This window comes from Desulforamulus aquiferis, from assembly GCF_030577015.1.
GTDB lineage: Bacteria > Bacillota > Desulfotomaculia > Desulfotomaculales > Desulfotomaculaceae > Desulfotomaculum > Desulfotomaculum aquiferis.
The window spans coordinates 116,628-134,135 of sequence record NZ_JARPTC010000003.1; the positions used below are offsets into that span (position 1 = coordinate 116,628).

General features: G+C 43.4%; 16 protein-coding genes. 1 reads left to right on the forward strand and 15 read right to left on the reverse strand.

From position 1 onward, the window contains the following. Window positions 1-7 precede the first annotated feature (7 nt). The 12 genes from fmt to dapF form a co-directional block, all read right to left on the reverse strand. The gene (gene fmt, locus P6N53_RS02995; RefSeq protein WP_304541071.1) at window positions 8-943 is read right to left on the reverse strand and encodes a methionyl-tRNA formyltransferase; all 936 of its coding nucleotides are present in this window, start codon (window positions 941-943) and stop codon (window positions 8-10) included. Window positions 944-964: 21 nt separating this feature from the next. Beyond that, the gene (def, locus tag P6N53_RS03000; protein ID WP_304541072.1) at window positions 965-1,423 is read right to left on the reverse strand and encodes a peptide deformylase; all 459 of its coding nucleotides are present in this window, start codon (window positions 1,421-1,423) and stop codon (window positions 965-967) included. A gap of 142 nt (window positions 1,424-1,565) precedes the next feature. Beyond that, on the reverse strand, window positions 1,566-3,755 hold the full coding sequence (gene priA, locus P6N53_RS03005; protein WP_304541073.1) for a primosomal protein N': 2,190 nt from the start codon (window positions 3,753-3,755) through the stop codon (window positions 1,566-1,568). 61 nt (window positions 3,756-3,816) lie between these two features. Next, window positions 3,817-5,013, reverse strand: a complete 1,197-nt coding sequence (coaBC, locus tag P6N53_RS03010) for a bifunctional phosphopantothenoylcysteine decarboxylase/phosphopantothenate--cysteine ligase CoaBC (RefSeq protein WP_304541074.1) — start codon at window positions 5,011-5,013, stop codon at window positions 3,817-3,819. 17 nt (window positions 5,014-5,030) lie between these two features. Next, window positions 5,031-5,240, reverse strand: a complete 210-nt coding sequence (rpoZ, locus tag P6N53_RS03015) for a DNA-directed RNA polymerase subunit omega (RefSeq protein ID WP_304541076.1) — start codon at window positions 5,238-5,240, stop codon at window positions 5,031-5,033. A 29-nt stretch (window positions 5,241-5,269) separates the two neighbouring features. Then, window positions 5,270-5,872 carry a guanylate kinase gene (gene gmk / locus P6N53_RS03020; RefSeq protein WP_304541078.1) on the reverse strand — a complete coding sequence of 201 codons (603 nt, stop codon included), beginning with the start codon at window positions 5,870-5,872 and terminating at the stop codon, window positions 5,270-5,272. A gap of 12 nt (window positions 5,873-5,884) precedes the next feature. Continuing rightward, window positions 5,885-6,157: an extracellular matrix/biofilm regulator RemA gene (gene remA / locus P6N53_RS03025; RefSeq protein ID WP_013842320.1), complete on the reverse strand. Its 273-nt coding sequence runs from the start codon at window positions 6,155-6,157 to the stop codon at window positions 5,885-5,887. A 21-nt stretch (window positions 6,158-6,178) separates the two neighbouring features. Next, window positions 6,179-7,060 (reverse strand): YicC/YloC family endoribonuclease, encoded by an 882-nt coding sequence (locus tag P6N53_RS03030; RefSeq protein ID WP_304541083.1) that lies wholly within the window; start codon window positions 7,058-7,060, stop codon window positions 6,179-6,181. Between the two features lie 164 nt (window positions 7,061-7,224). Then, window positions 7,225-7,956 carry a TraR/DksA C4-type zinc finger protein gene (locus tag P6N53_RS03035; protein ID WP_304541084.1) on the reverse strand — a complete coding sequence of 244 codons (732 nt, stop codon included), beginning with the start codon at window positions 7,954-7,956 and terminating at the stop codon, window positions 7,225-7,227. A gap of 110 nt (window positions 7,957-8,066) precedes the next feature. Continuing rightward, window positions 8,067-9,260, reverse strand: a complete 1,194-nt coding sequence (locus P6N53_RS03040; protein WP_304541085.1) for a pyridoxal phosphate-dependent aminotransferase — start codon at window positions 9,258-9,260, stop codon at window positions 8,067-8,069. A gap of 111 nt (window positions 9,261-9,371) precedes the next feature. Further along, complete coding sequence (locus tag P6N53_RS03045; protein WP_304541086.1) at window positions 9,372-10,550, reverse strand: LL-diaminopimelate aminotransferase; 1,179 nt, start codon at window positions 10,548-10,550, stop codon at window positions 9,372-9,374. 71 nt (window positions 10,551-10,621) lie between these two features. After that, a complete protein-coding gene (dapF, locus tag P6N53_RS03050) occupies window positions 10,622-11,467 on the reverse strand; it encodes a diaminopimelate epimerase (RefSeq protein WP_304541087.1) in 846 nt (281 codons plus the stop codon). A gap of 381 nt (window positions 11,468-11,848) precedes the next feature. Here dapF and P6N53_RS03055 point away from each other — a divergent pair, with 381 nt between their 5' ends. Beyond that, the gene (locus P6N53_RS03055; protein ID WP_304541089.1) at window positions 11,849-12,637 is read left to right on the forward strand and encodes an alpha/beta fold hydrolase; all 789 of its coding nucleotides are present in this window, start codon (window positions 11,849-11,851) and stop codon (window positions 12,635-12,637) included. Window positions 12,638-12,670: 33 nt separating this feature from the next. Here the strand turns inward: P6N53_RS03055 and P6N53_RS03060 are convergent, their stop codons facing one another. The 3 genes from P6N53_RS03060 to P6N53_RS03070 form a co-directional block, all read right to left on the reverse strand. Further along, on the reverse strand, window positions 12,671-13,420 hold the full coding sequence (locus tag P6N53_RS03060; protein WP_304541091.1) for a transposase: 750 nt from the start codon (window positions 13,418-13,420) through the stop codon (window positions 12,671-12,673). A gap of 123 nt (window positions 13,421-13,543) precedes the next feature. Next, window positions 13,544-14,434 (reverse strand): hypothetical protein, encoded by an 891-nt coding sequence (locus P6N53_RS03065; RefSeq protein WP_304541093.1) that lies wholly within the window; start codon window positions 14,432-14,434, stop codon window positions 13,544-13,546. 257 nt (window positions 14,435-14,691) lie between these two features. Beyond that, entirely contained in the window at window positions 14,692-17,442 is a 2,751-nt protein-coding gene (locus P6N53_RS03070; RefSeq protein WP_304541094.1) for a calcium-transporting P-type ATPase, PMR1-type, read from the reverse strand. Between the last annotated feature and the right edge of the window lie 66 nt (window positions 17,443-17,508).

Below are 17,508 nucleotides of genomic sequence, written 5' to 3' on the forward strand. Positions count from 1 at the left end.
AATCCTTTCATTGACCCAAAACTGTGCCCGGCGTGATTTGTTTACCCCGCAAAAAGCGACTTGCTTCCATTCTTTTGCTGCCCTGCAATTGCAATTCTTTAATCAAGATTTGCCCATAGCCCGTTTGCACCAGTATTCCACCAGTTTGCAATTCTAAAACCGTTCCCGGGCATGCTGACAACATTAATGGTGCGGGAACACCGGTTTTCCAAATCTTTAGTACTTGTCCCTCCCAGGTAGTAAAGGCTCCTGGCCAGGGATCCATGCCACGAACATGATTATGAATATCCTTGGCCTGACCCTGCCAATCAATAGGCTCATGTTCCTTACGCAGCATGGGAGCGTAGGTAGCGCTAGTATGATTCTGTGATTGCCTGGGGGCCTTTCCCTGTCCCATAAGTCCAAGGGTTTCCACCAACAGCTTTGCCCCCTGGGCAGCTAGCCGATCGTGAATCATCCCCACTGTGTCGTCAGGACCAATGGGAATAGTTCCTTTTAAAATCATATCACCGGTGTCCATACCCTCGTCCATATACATGGTGGTTACGCCGGTTTCCTTCTCTCCATTAATAACTGCCCAGTGTATAGGAGCTGCCCCTCGATAATAAGGTAAAAGGGATGCGTGTACATTGACACAGCCCAGGGGCGGCAAGTGCAAAATCTCCCTGGGCAGTATCTTGCCATAGGCCACCACAACAATACATTGGGGTTGTAATAATTTTAATTGTTCAAGAAATTCATCCGTCTTTATGCTGACAGGTTGATATACCGGCAAACTATTCTCCAGTGCTAAAACCTTTACTGGGGGAGGCTGAACTTGCTTTCCCCGTCCCTTTGGCTTATCTGGCTGAGTAACCACTCCAACTATTTGATGCTGTGTTTCAATCAATGCCTTAAGGGAGGCTGCGGCAAAATCCGGCGTTCCCATAAAAACGATACGCATCTATAATCTCCTCTTGTTTTTTTATTGCTCCGCTTTTCTGATATTGCTGGCCTTATCTACAAAGATCACTCCATCTAAGTGATCCAGTTCATGCTGGAAGGCTCTAGCCATGAGTCCCCGGGCCTTGTAGGCAACTTCTTCTCCCTCTCGATTTAGACCGGCTATAACTATTTTCTCAGCCCTGGTTACCTCGCCAACCATACCGGGCACTGAAAGACAACCCTCTGTATCCTCTTCACTGCCTGAGGACTCTAAGATCCTGGGATTAATAAGCTCTATTAATCCTTCTCCGATATCAACAACTATTACTCTTTTGGAGACTCCGATCTGTGGAGCAGCTAACCCAACACCCCGGGCCTGGTACATGGTGTCCGCCATATTATTCAGCAGTTTGATAATGCTAGGATTAATTTCTTTAACCGGCTTGGCCTTCTCTCTCAATACATCGTCGCCTATTTCTACAATCTTATACACAGCCACCGCTATAATCCCCCTTAGTAATATAAGAAATGTCAATTTAATGCCAATTATCTATTCATTTGAGTCGATTTCCGTAATTATTAGTCAATAATCCAGTAATTTTTGGATTATTGGAGGTATCCTGTACCCTTATATTATACCCTTATATACTTAAGGGATCTACATCAATACTTACGGTAACCTTCTTAAACCTTATTCCAGCTCGCTGTAACAGGGTCCCGGCAACCTTCCTCAGGTCTGTGCTAACTGCACCCTTTAAAATTAGCTGCCATCTAAAACGTTCTTTTATTTTTGGTATTCCCGCAGGGGCAGGCCCTAGTACCTCTACCCCTGTAATTTTAGTTTCTTCTACAATGCCCTTTAAGCTTTCCTGCCACCACTCAGCAGCAGCCATTACATCGGCTTCGCTTATACCGGAAAATAAAATTCTGATCAAGTGGCTAAAGGGTGGGTAGCAAAGGGCTTTTCTTACTGACATTTCCCTATGGTAGAAACTGATGAAGTCATGGTCCCTGGCCGTTAAAATGCTAAAATGTTCTGGATCATAGGTTTGGACGATTACATCTCCCGATGCTTCCCCCCGCCCTGCTCTACCAGCAACCTGGGTTAGCAGTTGAAAGGTTCTTTCGGCAGCCCTAAAGTCCGGTATATTGAGGGAAACATCCGCACTAACTACTCCCACTAGGGTTACTTCAGGAATATCAAGTCCCTTTGCAATCATTTGGGTGCCAATAAGGATCTGTCCATCCCCATTAATAAACTGCTCCAATATTTCTTTATGGGACCCCTTGCGGGAGGTGGTGTCTGCATCCATCCGAAATACTTTGCAGCCTGGGAATAATTTTTTAACCTCTTCTTCCACCCTTTGGGTCCCTACACCAAAACCACGTATATATTTACTGTTGCACTCAGGACAGGTTAAGGGCGAGCTTATCCCATAACCACAGTAATGACATTTTAGCCTTTGGTCATTATGTAGGGTTAGGGAAATATCACACCTGGGACATTTCATTACCTGTCCACACCGGCGGCACAAGACCGTAGTGGCAAAGCCCCTCCTGTTAAGGAAAAGTATACTTTTTTCTCCCTGTTCAATACGCTTTGACAGGGCGGATATTAAGGGCGAGCTAAATATGTTTAAGTTGCCCTTGGCCAATTCCTCCCGCAAATCCACAATCTGCACCCGGGGAAGTCTCCGATTGTCAACACGATGGGCCAAGGTTACAAGCTGGTAAGGCCCTCCTTCCCTGGCCCTGCAATAGCTTTCCAAGGCTGGAGTTGCGCTTCCCAATATAACAACAGCATCATTTTGGGCAGCCCTTTTAAGGGCTACCTCCCGGGCATGATACTTTGGATTCTCATCCTGTTTATAAGAGGGTTCATGCTCCTCATCTATTATTATCAGCCCTAATCTTTCGGTTGGAGCAAATATAGCCGAGCGGGCTCCTAGTATGACCTGGGCTAATCCATCCCTAATTCTTTTCTTTTCTGCATATCTCTCACCATTAGACATGGAACTGTGCAGAACTGCCACTAAATTACCGAAGCGATCTTTAAATCTAGCCACCATTTGGGGGGTTAAAGATATTTCTGGAATTAGAATAATCGATTGTCTGCCCTTTGACATGGTATCTGCGATTGACCGTAAGTACACCTCTGTTTTACCACTACCAGTGACTCCATGCAAAAGTATGGCCTGGGGCTTTTGTTTTTCCATGGCATCCCGTATTTTTGCAAGGGCATGTTCCTGTTCTTTGGTCAAAACAGGTAGTGAAGGGGTAAGCTCTACCCTTGGCTCGGTGGCTTTAACTGATAAATATCCTTTCTTTATCAGCGAATTAACCACCTGCAGGTTCACTCCTGCAAGTTTTGCCAATTCAGTTTTCGTGTGTTCAGGTCTCGACAGAGCTACCTCCAGAACCTTCCTTTGCTTGGGAGCTCTGGCCAAACCCTCTATTGCATTATCTGGTGGGGTTGCTATAATTACATCCTGTTCTTTGGTTCCAGTGGCTTTGCCGATGGCAGAGCCGGCTATACTTTGCAGGGCATCCCCTAGACCACAAAGATATCTCTGTTCCATCCACTGGGCCAGAACCAGTAATTGATCATCTAAGAAGGGTTGTTGTTCAACAACCCTTTTGATTTCTTTGATCTTTTTCAAATCAGGTGGATTGTTAAAAGCTAAGACAAAGCCTTGTACCAATCTACCTGAAAAGGGTACCTCTACCCTGCTGAATCTAATTATTTCTTCAGCAAGGGCTTCAGGCACCCTGTAATGAAAACTTTGGTTCCCACGCACCGGAACTGATACTGCTACTTCCGCAAATTGCATAGTTCCCCCAAGCACACCTTTCGGCACAATATTCCTAGTTCTTCGAGTTTGTCATTTTCCCTTAACAATTCCTAAATTCGACCACAGCATCCAAGATTTTGTGAGCAACAATATTTTTACTAATTACAGGTATTTCCTTTATTGTACCTGTTTTTGAAAAAATGCGAACCGCATTGGTATCATAGTCAAAGCCAGCTCCTGGTTGTGTCACATCATTTGCAATGAGAAGATCTAGGTTCTTCTTCTCTAATTTGCTAAGGGCATTTTTATCCAAGTCATTTGTCTCTGCAGCAAAGCCTACTAAAAACTGCTTGTCTGATTTCCGTGAACCCATATGGGCGAGAATATCAGGGTTGGCCACCAATTCTATGTTCATTTCCCCTGCAGCTTTTTTTATCTTTTGATCACAAATATTATCAGGGCGGTAATCTGCCACTGCTGCTGCCTTAACCAGAATATTCGCCCGGGAAAATCTATCCGCCACCGCCTGATACATTTGAATGGCTGTTTCAACCTGGATAACTTCCTCTATGGGAGGTGCCTTGAGGGAGGTTGGACCACTTACGAGGATTACCTTGGCCCCCCTTTGGCTAGCTGCCTCTGCCAGGGCATAGCCCATTTTCCCAGAACTCCTGTTGGTTAGATAGCGAACTGGGTCAAGGGGTTCCCTTGTGGGTCCCGCGGTAACAAGAACGGTTAACCCCGCCAGATCCTGGGGGGTTAGAAGTTTTTTTATGCTATGTAATATAACGTCTATTTCCGCCAGTCGGCCCTGACCTGTGGCCCCACAGGCTAATCTGCCAGAACCTGGGTCGACAAAGTTGTAACCAAGTTCCTTTAAAAGGGCTAGATTGCGTTGTACCACAGGATTTGCATACATGGCTGTATTCATTGCCGGACAAAAAAGCACCGGACAAGTTGCCGCTATAATTATGGTAGCTACAAGATCATCGGCTATACCCGCTGCTGCTTTGCCAATGATATTGGCAGTAGCAGGTACAATTAATATTAAATCAGATTTTTGAGCCAGGTCAATATGAAGTACTCCGCCATCAGTTCCGGCATGAAACATTTTGGTGTGTACCGGGTTGCCGGAAAGAGTTTCGAAGGTTAAAGGTGTTACAAATTCACAGGCTGAAGGAGTCATCACCACCTGTACATCCGCACCGGCTTTAACAAGGGTACTGACAATTTCTGCAGCCTTGTATACTGCAATGCCGCCGGTTACCCCAACTGTTATTCGCTTTCCTGCCGGCAATCTGCTAACACCTCCTGCTATTTCTGTCCAGCTTTAATGCGCTTGTAACATACATAACCGTCAGAAATCTCTTCTAAAGCTAAGGTTACTGGTTTTACCCTCAGGGGCTGGTTGGTTTTCATTTCATCCTCGGTTAGCATACGAGCCCTTTTGGCTGCAGCCACCACCAGGGTGTAACGGCTGTCTACTTTGCCCATTAACTCATCCAGGGAAGGTTTATTCATCATAGGAATTGTTTCCTCCGCTGTTTATATTTTTAGCATTTCATAAATTTTTTTAGATCAAATCTGTAAGGTCGACTTTTTTCTGCCCTGATAATAGCCTCGACCTGGTCTAGTGCCTGTTCTAAATTATCATTCACAACAAGGTAATCGTAGCGCTCGGTATGGGTTAATTCCTCACATACACTATGCAGGCGTTTCTCTATTGATTCCATAGAGTCTGTGCCTCTTTTAGTTAATCTTTCTCTCAATATAGATAAACATGGGGGAACAATAAACACCAGCACTCCCTGGGGAAACTTTTGCTTAATCTGCATTGCCCCTTGTATATCTATTTCCAGGATCACATCTTCTCCCCTTTGCAGCTTATCTAATACATAACTGCGTGGTGTGCCGTAGTAATTATCATAAACCTGTGCATATTCTAGAAGCTGATCCTCTTCTATCAATTTTTCAAAATCACCTTTTTTTAAAAAGAAGTAATTAACCCCATCCTGCTCGCCGGTTCTAGGCTGTCTGGTGGTGCAGGATATGGACAAACATATGGATTCGTCCCTCTTTAACAAGCCTTGACAGATAGTACCTTTTCCGGCTCCGGAAGGTCCGGAAATAACTAATAGCAGTCCCTCTTTTGACATTTATTACGCCACCTAATCCGTAGGATCATCAACCTGTGCTGCTTCCTTGCTGACCAAACGGTTGGCAACGGTTTCCGGCTGCACGGCAGAGAGGATTACATGGTCACTATCAGTAATAATTACTGCGCGGGTGCGGCGTCCGTAGGTAGCATCAATTAGCATTCCCCTGTCCCTTGCTTCAGTAATAATACGCTTGATGGGAGCAGATTCGGGGCTGACAATGGCGATGATCCGGTTAGCCGAAACAATATTGCCAAAGCCAATATTTATAAGCTTAATATCCATATTCAGTTCCCCCTAAATAGGTTATTCAATATTTTGCACTTGTTCTCTTATTTTTTCCAGCTCACTTTTAGCATTTACCACTGAGTTGGTAATTACTAAGTCGTTAGCCTTAGAGCCAATAGTATTAATTTCTCTGTTCATTTCCTGTACTAGGAAGTCTAGTTTTCTGCCAACCGGGCCACCCTCACCTAATATTTGCCCTAACTGTTCCAAATGGCTTGCCAACCTAACAATTTCCTCAGAAATATCAGCCCTGTCAGTAAAGATAGCCACCTCAGCAGCCAATCTACTTTCGTCTATTACCCCTGAGTCAAGCCACTCTGCTAACCGCTGGGAGAGCTTTTCGCGGTGCTCCTGAACCACCAGGGGTGCTCTCTCTGCTACTTGTCCAAGGATTAAATCTCGGATTTGGTCTGCCCTTTGCAGTATGTCCTGTTTTAGCCTTGCCCCTTCGTTTTCACGCATTGACAAAAGACCGGTTAAAGCTTCAACGCATGCCTGTTCAACTGCAGGATACCACTTTTCAATATCTTCCTCCGGCTGTTCCAGGGAAATAACGTTTGGCAAGGAAATTAAGTCCTTAATGGCAATCTTATCAGTGATTGACAGATCTGCCATTAATTCTTCCATTGAATTATGATACGCCACAGCTAGGGCTTTGTCAACTTTTACCGTAGGAGTTACCTCTCCGGTTTCTTCAATGGAAATATATCCATCGACCCTTCCCCGGTTCACCTTATCTTGTATGCGTCTTTTAATTTTATCCTCAATTTGTGTTAAGACCCGGGGTTGGCGCAGAATCACCTCACAGAAACGATTATTAACTGATTTTAGCTCCACAGTAAACCTGCGACCATCCGTACAAGCCTCTCCCCGTCCGTAACCGGTCATACTTCTAATCAAGTACCCACCACCTATATTAGTTTCTAATCTTCTTCTACCTGGAATGGGATTATTCCTTTAAATTTAGCCTAAAATCTAGAAATTTAAACAATATGGGCTAGGTTCTACCCATAACCTCCTATTTCATAGTTATGCCCGACCTAGCCCTAAATTAGAATATAAAGTTAATATTTTACTGGTTCGCCCGGCTCATGATGTTCATAACCAATATCTATTTTTTCATAGGGTGACTTATCATCATCAATTCCCCTGAAATCCTTATAAAAGACACCATCGTCCCCCACTTCATAGGGAATGTTTTCGATTTCCTGCACAAATCCTACATCTTCCTCCTCCTCAACCTCCGTATCACCATAGTAGGCACCTGCTTGGGAGCGTGCAGCATGTTCATTCCAGCCAGCTACCTCCTCCCAGGAATCCTCCCCGTCGAAGGCTGTATAACCATCCTCATCCTTATCCTTCCAGGATCTGCTGAAAGGATTTTCTAATACATCTTCTTCGGCAGTTCGTTCATGGGATTTAGGCAAATCTTCGTCCTGGGATTTGCAAGCTACACACTGAGTGGTATATGGTACGGCATCAAGCCTATCAGGGTTAATGTCCTTTCCACAAACTTCGCATTTTCCATATTGACCGTTATTCATTTTTTCCAGGGCGTCATCTATGGCACCCACAGTAAGCATGGCCTGCTCCCTTAAGGCAAAGTCTTTACTGCGCTCAAACATCTCTGTGCCTACATCTGCCGGGTGATTATCATAGGTTGAGAGCTCAGAGGTGGATTTACTCATGGAATCACCTAAACCAGTATCATTAAATCTCTCGATTCTGTCCAGCATATGGTCGCGCATATTCATTAGGCGGTATTTATAGTCATCTAACTGCTGTCTTGTTAGCACCGCTATTCCCCTTTTCTAAATTAAGATTAAGTATGAAAAAAACACCTGAGCAAATTTAAATATAATTTGCCCAGGTGCTATCAATAATATTTTCTATTACATTACTTTGTCTAAGCTAATTCTGACAAAAATTTCTCGATACGGTCGATGCCTTCTTTTATGTTTTCCATAGAGGTTGCGTAGGATAATCTAATGAAATCATCGCCGCCGAAGGCAATGCCTGGCACTACAGCCACTTCCGCTACCTCTAGCAACAGATTTGCCATATCAGTGGCATTATTTACAGGTGTTCCCTGATAGACCTTACCAAAGTAGGAGCTTACATTGGGGTATAAGTAAAAAGCTCCGCCCGGCTTGGGACAAGTTACTCCCGGAATGGCATTTAACCTTTCCAGCATATAGTCCCTGCGCTTAACAAACTCAACCACCATGGCTGCCACCGGTTCCTGGGGTCCATTCAGGGCCGCTACACTTGCTGCCTGGGCAATGGAGGTAGGATTTGAAGTTGAATGGGATTGCAGGTCGGTAATGGCCTTGGCCACAGGAGCAGGTGCGGCAGCGTAGCCGATACGCCAGCCAGTCATGGCATAGGCCTTAGATACACCGTTAATTACCACTGTATTCTCTTTTAACTCAGGGCTTATGGAAGCAATACTCACATGCTCCAGGCCATCATACATCAACTTTTCATAAATCTCGTCGGAAACAATGGTTAGGTTGTTTTCCAGCAGTACATCTCCCAGTGCAGCCAATTCTTCTCTAGAATAAACACCGCCTGTGGGGTTGCTGGGGCTATTCAGTAGGAATACCCTGGATTTTGGAGTAATCACAGCCCTTAATTCTTCAGGTGTTAATTTAAAGCCGTTTTCCTCTCTGGTTTGAACAATTATAGCTTCCGCACCGGACAGCTTAATCTGCTCAAGATAGCTAACCCAGTAGGGTGCAGGAAGGATAACTTCGTCTCCCGGTTGGCAGAGCACCTGGAAGGCATTATACAGGGAGTGCTTTGCACCCACCGATACAACAATTTGATTAGCCTGGTATTCCAACCCGTTTTCCCGACGAAACTTCTCAATAATGGCCTGTTTCAGCTTTAAAGTTCCACCGGCAGGAGTATAGCGGGTATCCCCACCTTTTATGGCTTCAATGGCCGCTTCTTTAATATGTTCCGGAGTATCAAAATCCGGCTCCCCTACCCCAAAGCTAATCACCTTAACTCCGGAGGCTTTCATTTGTTTGGCCTTGGCATCAATGGACAGGGTTGGCGAAGGGCTAATACCTGCTGCCCGTTCGGCTAATCTCATACTTTGTCTCTCCCAACTTTTTTAAATTAATATATTTTGAAGGAGTAACTTCTGGAAAACCGCCTACCTTACTCAAAAGCAATTAGAAGTTTCTCCGGTCTTTGCATTCCGCTAAAATTCAACCTTACCAATCTTCTCCTTCATGCGTTCCAATGCCTCAGCAATTCTCTCCTTGGGCATGGTAATAGAAATGCGGAAGTAGCCTTCACCCTGATCACCGTAGCCGTTACCAGGCGTAACAACCACTCCAGCCTTTTCAATGACGAATTCAGCAAAGGATGCAGAGTTAAAACCCTTGGGAACAGGTGCCCAGATGTAGAAGGTGGCCTTAGGCTTTGGTAAATTCCAACCCATGGCATTTAGTCCGTCCACCACGATGTCACGGCGCTCGCGATATATTTCGTTATTAGCTTCCACAGCATCCTGGAGACCGTTTAATCCAACTGCGGCAGCACATTGAACTGCCTGGAATTGGCCTGAGTCAATATTGGTTTTAAAACGACCAAGGGCTTCTATAACATCTGGATTACCCACTGCCCAGCCGATACGCCAGCCAGTCATGTTATAGGCCTTAGAAACCGAGCTAAACTCAATACCAACTTCCTTCGCCCCCGGAATCTGCAAGAAGGAAAGGGGTTTATATCCTTCAAATGCAACCTCAGAGTAGGCATTATCATGGCAAAGGAGTATTTCATATTTCTTTGCAAAGGCTATGGCCTCTTTATAAAATTCCTCATCAGCAACAGCCCCGGTGGGGTTGTTGGGATAATTTAAGAACATCATCTTTGCCTTTTTAGCAATATCCTCAGGAATGGCTGCAAAATCAGGTAAAAACCCCTTTTCAGCAGTAAGGGGCATGTAATAAGGCTCCGCACCTGCTAAAATGGCCCCACCGCTATATACCGGGTAGCCTGGATCTGGAACTAACACTACATCGCCGGGATTTAGATAACACCAGGAAATATGGGCGATACCTTCCTTGGAGCCAATTAGGGAAACAACCTCTGTCTTGGGATCCAGCTCCACATTGAATCTCTTAGCATAGAAATTAGCCACTGCCTGGCGGTAGGAAAGCATTCCCACTGAGGAGGGATACTGGTGATTCTCCGCTACGCCAACCTGCCTTCTAGCCTCTTCAATTATATGTTCCGGGGTAGGCATATCAGGATCACCTATACCCAGACTAATTACATCAATTCCCTCTTCCTTCTTCTGGGCGATAACCTTTTCAATACGGGCAAATAAATAGGGTGGTAAGTTTTTTATCCTGCTAGCTTCTTCAAAGCGCAATTCTTTCTCCTCCTTTTACTTGGTCCAATTCGTGAAAAGTATAGCAATTGAAACAGTTTTATTCAACAGTATTAGTGTTTGTATACTGTATATTCACCGTTAAATACCTCTGTGGCTGGACCGGTCATATAAACCGACCCTACACCATCCCATTCAATGTATAGCGGACCGCCGGGCAGGTGTACAGTTACTGCTTTGTCTGTCAGGCCATTTAACACCCCAGCTACTCCAACGGCACAAGCTCCTGTACCACAGGCCATGGTAGGACCGGCACCCCTCTCCCAAACCAGCATCCTTACCTCAGTGGGACTTAATACCTGGACAAATTCAACATTAGTCTTGCGGGGGAAGGCAGGATGGGCTTCAATAATCGGTCCCAACTGGCTAAAGGGAATATCCTTCAGGTCAGGCACAAATATTACGCAATGGGGATTGCCCATGGATACAGCAGTAATATTAATAATTTGTCCATTAACCTCTAGGGCCTCATTAATCACCTGACCCACCGGGCCAACCATAGGTATCAGTTCCCTCTCCAATCTAGGTGCCCCCATATCAACCCTGACAGCTTCAACAACACCATTATTTTGTATGATCTTAGGCACCATAATTCCAGCCAGGGTCTCTACCCTAATTTCCTCTTTTTTGACTATCCCCCGCTCATAGAGATATTTCGCCACACAGCGAATAGCATTGCCACACATCTCCGCTTCGCTGCCATCTGAATTAACTATCTTCATACGTACATCAGCCTGTCCTGAATCAAGGAGCAGTACCAGACCATCTGCACCAATACCGAATTTTCGGTCGCACATTTCACGCCCCAGGGAACTCCAATCATCGGGAAATCCCTCACCAATACCTACATTAACTATTATAAAATCATTACCCAAACCGTGAACCTTGGTAAAATGCAATATACTACCTCCTTGAAGCTTATTATCACATCATATGTCCGGGATATTTTAATGTAGTATGTCCCTCGTTCGGTAGATTTCTACTAAGAATATCAAATTCCTGCCATCTTCCCAATGTACATTGTATATCTGTTTAACAACAAACAATCACGTGGGGTGCGTGGCAAGGGTGCGTGGCAAGGGGACGTTTCCTTTGCCACATCTTTTTTAGACACACTACTCCTCCAATGTCTAATACCTTTACAACAAATCTTAAAAAATATTTTAAAATTGTATGAGTATTTGACTCCCATTAACAGGTTCAAGGAATAATAAAGGTAAAAATAAATGGCGGTTTCAAACCCTTTCCATTAAACTTATTCAATAGATAATGAGGAGGTAATGCAAATACCATATTTTAACAGCAATAATTCAACATTATATTATGAAATATCTGGAGAAGGCTACCCTATTCTTTTCACGCATGGTGCATCATGGAACCACTTTCAATGGAAAAATCAAGTCAATTATTTTAAAAATTACAACATGGTAATAACATGGGATGTCAGAGGGCATGGTTATTCCTCTCTACCAGAAGGTCCTGTAGATTCAGAGGATTTCAGTGCTGATTTGATTACATTGATGGATCATCTAAATGTAAAAGAGGCCATTTTATGTGGACTTTCAATGGGAGGGCATATCTCCTTACAAACAGCAATTCGATATCCAGATAGAGTTAAAGGCTTAATACTTATTGGTACTCCATGTAGTAATACATTTAATTTATACGAAAGGATATTTGTTCCGATTAACCGATTTTGCAGCAAGTGGTTATCTATGAAAACTAGTGTTAAACTACAAGCAAAAATGTTATCCAAATTTAACTCTTCAAATTACCAATATATAGTTGAGGCATTTTCTATGATACCGCATAATAATTGGATCAGAATATGGTCTGCTGTTACAAGAATGGAAAGTAAATATGATCTTCATAAAGTGAAATGTCCTACTTTGATACTAATTGGTGATCACGATTATATGACCAATTATCAACAACCCTATATTCATCAACATATTAAAGGTTCTGAATTAAAAACAATTCCCAATGCTCAACACAGTACCAATCTTGATAATCCAGCAACTGTAAATCAAGAGATACAAACATTTCTCAATAAGATTAATATAAACTAGCCTTGGTGGCAGGGGGACGTTTCGTTTGCCACATCACTTGTCAACACGTTCGACTATTCCCCTCCCAATGCCTAACACCCTGCTAATTTGGCGATTGCTTGCGTTTGTGTATTGTTTTATTCTTCTTATAAATTCGTCCCTTTTTTCCTTGGTTAGGTTAGAAATCAAGTCTTGTTTAGGGTAAAGCTTTAAAATTATTTCTTTTAATTGTTTGTCTGAGTATCTAACTTTGATGTTTTCTTCAAGACACTGTTCGCTGCTAGGTGTTCTCATAAACTCTATGAATTTATCCTGGCTAATGAAAAAGTTCATTGCTATATCTAGATTAATTAGATCTTCAGACCCTTCAATATAGTGAATATAACTACTCCACTTGTAATGGGAAATATCCTGCACTAAACCTGCCTTTATGGGATTTTGGTGAATATATCGTAGAACAGTAATAAAATAGGTATCATCTTCAACCACTTCACTTTTATACCTATTCTGAAATAAGTGACCAGTTCTTGAGTATTTTTCATTATGCCAGTATACATACCCGACGGCTACTCTTTTTATTGATTCCCCAATATGTTCATGCCCTTCCTCGATTAATAAATGAACATGATTATCCATTAAACAATACCCATAAATAAGACATGTTGCCTTCTCTTTTGCCTTAGCTAAATAGTCTAAAAATTTTTCGCGATCCTCATCATCTAAAAATATATCTCTCTTATCAATTCCCCTAAGCATGATATGATAAATCCCTGTGGTACTTTTTTCCCTTGCTTTCCTTGCCATAAAATGTCACCCATTTTGATTATACTCCACAAATAGTAGTGTGGCAAAGGAAACGTCCCCATGACACGAAGGAAACCACCGCGGGGGGGGTTCCTTCGTGTATTCTTCGTGTATTGTAACTTTTTAGCTTTGATCTAATTTTTCGACAACGTTCTCTCGATATTTTTCGGCTTCATTAGTTAGCATAAAGTTATTATCCTTGACCAAATTCAAAAAGCCATCTAATGTCTTCAAAAAATCACTGTCGCCGGCATTTGTTACCGTGTTTAGATAAACTTCTCTGGCCTTTGGGTCTAGGGTTTTAGTGTCATAACTAAAAAGGGGTGTATTGTTTAAACCATATAGGGCAAAGGTAGCATATTTTTTGTGCAGTTGCTTTATTTCATTAATTTTCACAGAATCCTTGTGGGTTTGAATAAATTTCTCCTGATTCAATGCCCTCTTCAATACCTCATCCCACTCAATAACTAGCGCCCCGTCTTTCGCCGGGACTTTGTTGGACTCCACAGCCATTATATCAATATAATCTTTCATATCGGACGTTACATAGGAGCTGAAATTTTTATAAAAGTCATAATCAATAATTGGGAAATAGGACCCCTCGGCTGTTTCAATTTTGTAGCCGCTATTTTTTGTTTTAGCTAACAGTTCTTTGAGTTCGGCGTCTTTAATATCAGTTTGCGCAATAATAGCTTTATATTCAAGATTAATTTTGTTTTGTACGCTGTCTTCAAAAAACATATTTTCTAGCTGTGAAAGATTCTTTTTATGAATTATTTCAAATTTGTCTACCATCCTTGAAGCATCTTCTTTAGATACATCAGATATGTTATTGTTTATAAAATTGGCAATCTCATCAACAGCGGAGTCCTTTTGTACCAAGCTATTAAAATCATTCATAATGGCATTTGGCTTTGATTCTATTGGCTTGTCAACCTGCTTTTCTGCGGCACATCCACTGGCAAATAACACCAGACCAAAACTAATAAATATAAATGCTAGTTTCTTAAACAAATTTAATCCTCCCTTAATCATTTACTCACTTATCAAGTACACAAAAACAAGATTTCCTATGATATCTACAAACTAAAGTCAATGCACTGCCTATATTATTTATTTGCACCTTCTTCCCGGCTATCTTAAATCATGGAAATTTATATACCCTTCACCTTAAATAACGATTTAGTTTGTAAAATGTCACAAGAAATTTTTGGCAATATTTTAAGGCCCACTATTAGCAAAGTAACAGTGAGCCTTTATTTATTGTACGACTATGCCCGAATGTACATTATTTTTTCCTTAGCCCTGTCCTTGATTGCCTTAAAAGTAACCCCTAAAACCTGGGGCACCAGGGCTATTGAGATAATGATTACCCAGTGTTTAAGCTCCAGTGGTACTGTTTGGAAAATTGGCTGAAGGAAACCGATATAGTTGACACTTAACTGTAGTGCGGCCGATATCATTACTGCCAGCACCAGCTGTGGGTTACCGAACAGTCCTACTTCTAAAATAGAGTGACGCTCTGAGCGGCAGGAAAACACAAAGAACAGTTGGAAAAACACCAGGGTATTAAAGGCCATAGTTCTTGCTAGCTCCACTGGACCCAGCATCAGCCCCAGGGCAAAGGCCATTAGGGTCCCTATGGCGAATAGAGTGCCTGTACCAAGAATCCGCCAGGAGAGACCGTCTGAAAATACACTTTCCTGTGGGTCCCTGGGTCTCCGATACATGATATCTTTCTCGGCCGGGTCCACCCCGAGGGCCATGGCCGGCAATCCGTCAGTGACCAGGTTCATCCACAAAATCTGTATGGGAACCAGTGGTAACGGCATTCCCATTAGGACTGCCAGAAACATTACCAGCACTTCACCAACATTACAAGATAACAGATAGCGGATAAACTTTCTGATGTTGTTATAAATAGCTCGACCTTCTTCAATGGCTGCTGCTATTGTCTTAAAGTTATCATCGGCCAGCACCATAGCTGAGGCCTCTTTGGTAACATCTGTCCCTGATTTGCCCATGGCAATTCCAATATCAGCTTCTTTCACAGCCGGTGCATCATTTACTCCGTCCCCGGTCATGGCCACAACGTGTCCGTTTCTCTTCAGTGCCCGCACGATTCGAAGTTTATGTTTTGGTGTCACCCTGGCATAAACCGAGGCTTTCTCTGCCTCCAATTGAAGTTCTTGATCATCCATCTTATCTAATTGAGCCCCGGTAAGAACTTTACTTCCTGATGTAATTAGGCCCAATTCCTTGCCCACAGCCTGGGCTGTAAGTTGATGATCCCCTGTGATCATGACAGTTCTAATACCAGCCCGACGGCAGGTTTGAATAGCTTGGATAGCTGCTGGACGTGGCGGATCAATCATTCCTGCTAGTCCTAAAAAGACCAGATCCTTTTCTACCGCTTCCTCAGTCAGTTCTTCACCTGGTTTTAAAGGACTTACTTCTGAGTAAGCCAGGGCCAATACCCGTAGGGCATCTCTAGCCATCTCAGAATTTCTCTTTAATATCTCTTCCTTGGCAGATCCACTTAAGGGTACCACCCGGCCATCCCTATATATATGGGTGCAGAGCTCCAGCATTACATCAGGTGCACCCTTTACATAGCCCGTCAAGGAACCCGAAGCATCTTGATAAACTACAGACATGCGTTTACGATCACTGTCAAAGGGAGCTTCAAATAGTCTGTTTTCCTTTTTCTCCAGCTCATTACGCCAAATCTTACCCTTAGCAGCTAAAACCATCAGGGCACCTTCGGTGGGGTCTCCATTAACGCCCCAGATTCTGCCCAAATTGCCGGTCTTTAGATTTCGGAACATCCCTCCCACTGATACTTCACCTTTGGTTAGTACCGCATTATTACAGAGGGCTGCACATTTTAATAGCTTATTAAATTCGCTTCCCTTTGAACCGTCGAAATGAAATTCTCCCTTAGGGTCATACCCTTCTCCCGTTATCCTGACAGTACTGTTTCCTACCATAACACTGCGAACTGTCATTTGATTTTCAGTTAAGGTTCCGGTTTTATCACTGCATATAACCGTAGCACAACCCAGAGTCTCTACCGCGGGCAACCGCCTGATTATAGCATTTCGTCTGATCATACGCTGTACGCCAATGGCCAGGGCGATGGTTACTATGGCCGGCAGTCCCTCGGGAATTGCTGCCACAGCAAGACTAACACCGGCTAGAAACATATGATACATGGGCTCGCCCCGCCAGATACCCAGAACCACCACAAGGGCACATACTCCTAAGCAAAAGATAACTAATGATTTACCTAAATGCTCAAGACGTCTCTGCAGGGGCGTTTGATCATCTTCTGCCTCCTGAATCATTTTTGTGATATGGCCCATTTCTGTGTGCATACCTGTGGATACTACAACACCTTTAGCCCTCCCCCTGACAACCACCGTTCCCATATAGGCCATGTTACGGGTATCACCCAGGCTTACCTCTTCTTGACCAGCCATGTTGGCAACTCGTTTTTTAACGGGATTGGACTCTCCTGTCAGGGCTGATTCCTCCACTTCCAGATTTGAAAGGGATAAAAGCCGCAAATCAGCCGGTACCTTATCCCCCGTATCAAGCAATACTATATCTCCTGGAACAATATCCGACGCCCTCACTTTTCTTTCCAAACCATTTCTTATCGCCCTTGCTTCCGGTGCAGTAAGGGCCCTTAGGGCCTCCATGGATTTCTCAGCCCTAAATTCCTGAACAAAACCTAAGATGGCATTAATTACCACTATAATCATGATGGTAATGGCATCGGCCCATTCCCCTAACAACCCGGACACCAGGGTAGCCGCCAACAGTATTAAAACCATGAAATCTTTAAACTGGTTTACAAACATGAGCCAAGGCGGTGTTCTACCTGCTGAGGCCAGTTTATTAGGCCCATATTGCTCTAATCTTTCTTTGGCAGACTGCTCGTCCAACCCCTTTTCAGCACAGGTGCCAAGTTTTTCTATTACTTCTTGCCTCCCCATTTCAAACCAACGCGTGGTCATTGTGTCACCCCTCCAAACAGGTTTGTCCTTTATATATAAAAACTTATTCTGCCTGTCCCTAAAAAA